Genomic DNA, 5,702 nt, shown 5'->3' with positions numbered 1-5,702 from the left:
CCTCCTGCTCGGCTTCGTAATCGAAGCGCGGCGCGGCCTCGCCTTCGGCGACCTCGCCGTGCCCTCCGGCCTGACCTTCCATCCGGTGCCCGAAGCCTGCGCCGCGACCGAGGTGTGCGCAGTGCGCGGCCGGCTCCTGCGCGGCGAGGTGCATGACGAGAACGCCTGGTCGCTGGGCGGCGCCGCCGGCCATGCCGGGCTGTTCGGCACCGCGCGCGGCGTGCTGGACTTCGCGCTCGAGTTGCTGCGCGGCCGGCTGTTGAGCCCGGCGGCGATGGTGGAGCTGTGTGCCCCCCAGGCCCCCGGCCGGGCGCTGGGATGGGAGCGGCGCCACCCCGGCTGGAAGGGCGGCAGCCTGTGCTCGCCGCGCACCATCGGCCATCTCGGCTTCACCGGCACCGGCCTGTGGATCGACCTCGACCGCGGCATCGCCTGGACCCTGCTGACCAACCGGGTGCATCCCAGCCGCGAGGTCGAGACCGGTATCCAGGACCTGCGTCTGGCGGTCGGCAACCGCATCGCCGCGCGCTGGCGCGACTGGGCCTGACCGTCACCGTTCCAAGCTGGCGCCGACCCTGCTTTTTCCGATAAGGAGGGTTGATTGTCCTGATCCAGCGGATCGATTGGAACTCCGTCCGGCCAGGGCCATTGTATAACCCGTGACATCGGCCCGAGGGGCGGGCCCGAACGCTTCCGAGAAGCAGGAGAAGGGTGATGAGCAAGGCCTCCAATACACCGGTCGTGGACGCGCTGAAGCAGGTGCTGGCCGATACCTACGCCCTCCAGATCAAGACCCAGAACTACCACTGGAACGTGGAAGGCCCGCAGTTCCACTCGCTGCATCTGCTGTTCGAGGAGCAGTACAAGGCGCTGTTCGAGGCGGTGGACGAGGTGGCGGAGCGGATCCGCGCGTTGGGCGAACATGCGCCGGGCAGCTTCGAGGAGTTCTCGAAGACCACCAAGGTGTCGTCGCCGAAGGACGGCCTTGAGGCGCTGGCCATGGTCAAGGATCTGGTGAAGAGCCATGAGCTGCTGTCCGACCAGGCCAAGGCGGCGCTGGCGGTGGGCGAGAAGGCCGGCGACGATTCGACCGTCGACCTGCTGACCCAGCGGATCACCTATCACGACAAGACCGCCTGGATGCTGCGCGCCACCGCGGCCTGACCAAGGCGATCACCGCCGGCTCGGCCGGCGGAGGCATGACAAAAGGCCCGGACCTGTTCCGGGCCTTTTTCGTTGCCGTTACGGTGCGATCGGCGCCTGCCTCAGATCCAAACCCTTCGCCGCCGTGGCCTTCTCCACCGCATCCGAGACCGCCTTGGTGGCCGCGGCATTCGCCTCGAAAGTCGCGCTGTAGAGGCCGCGGATCAGCATGGTCTGCAGGTGCAGGGTATAGCCGAGGTCCTGGCGGCCCTGCGGCGTCAGCTTGGCCACGGCAGGGTCGCAGCACAGCTCGGCCCGCAGCTTCGCCGCCAGCGGCCCGAGCCGGGCCGTCGCGGCCTTGACCACCGGGGCGGCGCGGTCGGAGGTCCATTCCGGCAGCTCGAAGACCTCGAGGGTGTCGGCCTGCCGGACGTTGTTGGCCACCTCCCACAGGCTCTGCCAATAGATGGCGGCGGAATCGGCAAGGTCGCCGGCCTGCAGGCCGAGGGCCGCCATCGGCGCGGCATCCGTGTCGACGATGTCGTGGAATTTCGCACCCTGGTAGGTGCTATCGACGGCGTCGGCCGCGGCACGGTCCTTCAGGCCGATCAGCGCCACCAGATGCTGCCAGGCGCCGCGGCTCGCATCGGCGTCATGATCGAAGGCCAGGCTGGCGTCCGTGGCCGGCGATCTGGCCGGGCATGCGTCGGCCTTCAAAGCCGCCGCGCCGGCCAGGGTGCCCTCCGCCGCATCCATCACGGCGTCGATCGTCGCGGCCCGGGCCGGAGCGAAGGGCAGCGCGAGCAGGACAAAGCCGAGGGCAAGGGGGTGCAGGAGAGCCATGAGAACTCCTGAAATGCAGCCGGTGAGCGGCCAGTCTAGCGCCGGTTCGTGACAGGATCATGCCCCGTTCGGAACCGAGCCTCCGCTCCCGCGTTCCAGTCACGTGCGACTTTCTTCATGATCCCTTGATCGAAGGGACACGGATTTGACACGGCACCAGACCGTGACGGGCACTGCGGCGCACAATATTTCACAGGTTATTGGAAGGGGATCCTGATGACCGACATTGTCGATAGCGGACCCACCAAAGGCACGGCAACGATCGAACCGAGCCTGCACCGGGTGATGGGGCCCTGGCTGCTGCTGCTGTTCATCGTCGGTGACATCCTCGGCACCGGCATCTATGCCCTGACCGGGCAGGTGGCCAAGCAGGTGGGCGGCGTGGTCTGGCTGCCCTTCCTGGTCGCCTTTGCCGTCGCCCTGGTCACGGCGCTGAGCTATCTCGAACTGGTGACGAAATACCCGCGTGCCGCCGGCGCCGCGCTGTACACGCACAAGGCGTTCGGCATCCACTTCGTCACCTTCATCGTCGCCTTCGCGGTGATGTGCTCCGGCATCACCTCGGCCTCCACCGCGTCGCGCGCCTTCGCGGCCAACCTGTCCACTGCCTTCGGCCTGGAGCTGCCCGGCGGCGGCATCACCGCCATCGCGCTGGCCTTCACGGCTGTGGTCGCGATCGTCAATTTCCGCGGCGTCGGCGAAAGCGTGAAGGCCAATGTCGTGCTGACCGTGGTCGAACTGACCGGCCTCCTGATCATTATCTTCATCGGGCTGTGGGCGATCGGGCTGGGGCAGGGCGATGTCTCACGCATCACCCAGTTCGCGACGGCCGATCGCGGCGTGTTCTGGTCGGTGATGGCTGCCACCACGCTGGCCTTCTTCGCCATGGTCGGGTTCGAGGATTCGGTCAACATGGCCGAGGAATGCCGCGACCCGACCCGGATTTTCCCGAAGGTGCTGCTGGCCGGGCTGTGCATCACCGGCGTGATCTATGTCCTGGTGTCGATCTCGGCGATCACCCTGGTGCCGCCGGAGCAGCTGGGCGAGGGCGAGACGCCGCTCCTGAAGGTGGTGCAGGCCGGCGCACCGGGCTTTCCGCTGGAGATCTTCGGTTTCATCACCATGTTCGCGGTCGCCAACAGCGCCCTGATCAACATGCTGATGGCCAGCCGGCTGGTCTATGGCATGAGCCGGGAGCATGTGCTGCCGCGGGTGCTGGGGACGGTGCATGCCGGGCGGCGCACGCCCTATCTCGCGATCGGCTTCACCACGCTGCTGGCCTTCGGCCTGATCAGCTTCGTCGGTGAGGTGCCGGCGCTGGGCGGCACCACGGCGCTGTTGCTGCTGTGCGTGTTCACCGTGGTCAACATTGCCGTGCTGGTGCTGCGCCGCGACACGGTGGAGCACACCCATTTCCGCACCCCGACCGTCCTGCCGGTGCTGGGGGCCGTTTGCTGCGCCTTCTTCGCCGGGCCGTGGACCGGGCGTGATCCGGCCCAGTACACGATCGCCGGCATCCTGGTGGCCATCGGCATCGTGCTGTGGGGCGTGACCGTGCTGGTCAACCGCGCCACCGGCCAGGCGCCTTCCGCCCCTGACCCACAGGATCTTGGTGGGGCTGGTCCGGTGAACTGACGGGAAGGGCGCGGTTCAGCGCCGCGCCCGCAGCCTTTCGCTGCGCCGCCGCAGCGCCTCGATTGCGATCAGCATGCAGGTCGACACCACGATCAGGACGCTGGCGGCGGCGGTGATGGTCGGCGTGATGCTCTCGCGGATGCCGTTGAACATCTCGCGCGGCAGGGTGCGCTGGCCCGGGCCGGCCAGCAGCAGCGCCACCACCACCTCGTCGAAGGAGGTGACGAAGGCGAACAGCGCGCCGGACACGACGCCGGGCAGTATCAGCGGCAGCGTCACCCGGAAGAAGGTGGTGGTCGGCTTCGCGCCTAGGCTGGACGCAGCGCGCGGCAGGTTCAGGTCCAGGCTCTGCAGCGTCGCGCCGACGGTGATGACGACGAAGGGGCTGGCCAGGGCGGTGTGCGCCAGGACCAGCCCGGCATAGGTGTTGGTCAGCCCGACCGCGGCGAAGGCGAAGTACAGGCCGACGGCCACGATCACCACCGGCACGATCATCGGCGACAGCAAGAGGCCGGTCAGCAGCCCGCGGAAGCGCAGCGGCGCGTGGTTCAGCCCCAGCGCCGCCAGCGTGCCCAGCACGGTCGCCAGCACCGTGGTGGCGCCACCGATGATCAGGCTGTTGGCCAGCGCCCCCATCCAGCGGTCGGAGCCGAAGAACTCGCCGAACCAGCGCAGCGAGAACCCCTCCAGCGGATAGGTCAGGAACGAGCCGCCATTGAAGGCCAGCGGGATGATCGCCAGGATCGGCGCGATCAGGAACACCAGCCCGGCGCCGCCGGCCAGCCACAGCAGGGCGCGCCAGAAGCGCATGTTTTCCAGGAGCTTGCCCATCAGCCCAGCCGCATCCGGTCAGCGCCCACCAGCCGGGCATAGACGGCGTAGAGGGCGAGGGTGGCGGCCAGCAGCAGCAGGCCCAGCGCCGAGGCCATGCCCCAGTTCACCGTGCTGGTGGTGTAGAAGGCGATGAACCAGCTCATCATCTGGTCCGCCGGCCCGCCGACGAGCGCCGGTGTGATGTAGTAGCCGAGCGCCAGGATGAAGACGAGCAGGGCGCCGGCGCCGATGCCCGGCAAGGTCTGCGGCAAGTAGACCCGCAGGAAGGCGCCGACCGGCCGGGCGCCCAGCGAATAGGCGGCGCGCAGATGCGCCGGCGGGATCGACCGCATCACGCTGTACAGCGGCAGGATCATGTAGGGCAGCAGCACATGGGTCATGGCGACCAAGACGCCGACCCGGTTGTAGACCAGCTGCAGCGGCGCGCCCACCAGCCCCAGCCCGGTCAGGATCTCATTCACCACGCCATTGGTCTGCAGCAGCACCACCCAGGCTGTGGTGCGCACCAGCAGCGAGGTCCAAAACGGCAGCAGCACCAGGATCATCAGCAGGTTGGCGATCCGCGGCGGCTGCGTCGCCAGCAGATAGGCGACCGGGAAGCCGATCACCAGGCACAGCACGGTGACGCTCAGGCTGATCAGGAAGGTGCGCAGGAACCCGGCGCGGTAGATCGACTCGTCGGCCGGGGCGCCGATGATGTCGCCGGCGACGTCGCGGCGCATGTCGAGCGCGGCGAGCAGGTAGAAATCGGTGCGCGGCCCGGCGGCGCGGACGATCGAGGCCCAGGTCTCGGTCTCGCCCCAGGCGGGGTCGAGGGCGACGAATGTGTCGTGCCAGCTGCCATCGGGTGCTGTCGGCAGCTTGCGTGCGGTGTTGGTGACGACGGTGCGATAGCCGTTGTGGTCGTAGTTCAGGCGGCGGGCGGCGGTGGCGATGGTCTTGTCGGCCCGGGCCTGGATCATGTCGGCGGCCAGGGCGGCGAAGGCGTCCTCGCCGGGCAGGCCTTCGCCATGCCAATTCGCCAGCACCGCCAGGGTGCGCGGCATCACCGCGGCCACGTCCTGGTCGTCGACGGCACGCCACAGCATGCCGGCGATCGGCGCCACGAACACCAGCAGCAGAAAGGCGACCAGCGGCGCGATCAGCAGCCAGGCCTGGATCCGTTTGCGCCGCCCGGCCCGGTGCAGCGACCGCCGGATGGTGCCGGCATCCTGGGCGAGGGTCGCGCTCACCATGGCGCCATCCTC

The 5,702-nt window shown here is 68.7% G+C and carries 6 protein-coding genes; 3 read left to right on the top strand and 3 right to left on the bottom strand.

Annotated features, from left to right (window positions below):
• Positions 1 to 547: serine hydrolase domain-containing protein (locus AC3XYG_RS34320; RefSeq protein ID WP_489144378.1), on the top strand; the 547-nt coding region annotated here is incomplete at its 5' end.
• A 167-nt stretch (positions 548 to 714) separates the two neighbouring features.
• Complete coding sequence (locus tag AC3XYG_RS34315; protein WP_489144377.1) at positions 715 to 1,164, top strand: Dps family protein; 450 nt, start codon at positions 715 to 717, stop codon at positions 1,162 to 1,164.
• Between the two features lie 78 nt (positions 1,165 to 1,242).
• Here AC3XYG_RS34315 and AC3XYG_RS34310 read toward each other — a convergent pair whose 3' ends face one another.
• Positions 1,243 to 1,986 (bottom strand): hypothetical protein, encoded by a 744-nt coding sequence (locus AC3XYG_RS34310; RefSeq protein ID WP_489144376.1) that lies wholly within the window; start codon positions 1,984 to 1,986, stop codon positions 1,243 to 1,245.
• Between the two features lie 216 nt (positions 1,987 to 2,202).
• Between AC3XYG_RS34310 and AC3XYG_RS34305 the strand changes: the two genes are divergently transcribed.
• The gene (locus AC3XYG_RS34305; protein WP_489144375.1) at positions 2,203 to 3,621 is read left to right on the top strand and encodes an APC family permease; all 1,419 of its coding nucleotides are present in this window, start codon (positions 2,203 to 2,205) and stop codon (positions 3,619 to 3,621) included.
• A gap of 15 nt (positions 3,622 to 3,636) precedes the next feature.
• On the opposite strand, the gene AC3XYG_RS34300 is transcribed toward AC3XYG_RS34305, so the two are convergent.
• Together AC3XYG_RS34300 and AC3XYG_RS34295 are read right to left on the bottom strand one after the other, a co-directional pair.
• Positions 3,637 to 4,452: an ABC transporter permease gene (locus AC3XYG_RS34300; RefSeq protein WP_489144374.1), complete on the bottom strand. Its 816-nt coding sequence runs from the start codon at positions 4,450 to 4,452 to the stop codon at positions 3,637 to 3,639.
• Positions 4,452 to 5,690 carry an ABC transporter permease gene (locus AC3XYG_RS34295; RefSeq protein WP_489144379.1) on the bottom strand — a complete coding sequence of 413 codons (1,239 nt, stop codon included), beginning with the start codon at positions 5,688 to 5,690 and terminating at the stop codon, positions 4,452 to 4,454. Before AC3XYG_RS34295 ends, AC3XYG_RS34300 begins: the two co-directional genes overlap by 1 nt.
• Positions 5,691 to 5,702 lie beyond the last annotated feature (12 nt).

It is taken from the genome of Inquilinus sp. (genome assembly GCF_057815775.1).
This window is presented reverse-complemented; position numbering and strand designations above follow the sequence as displayed.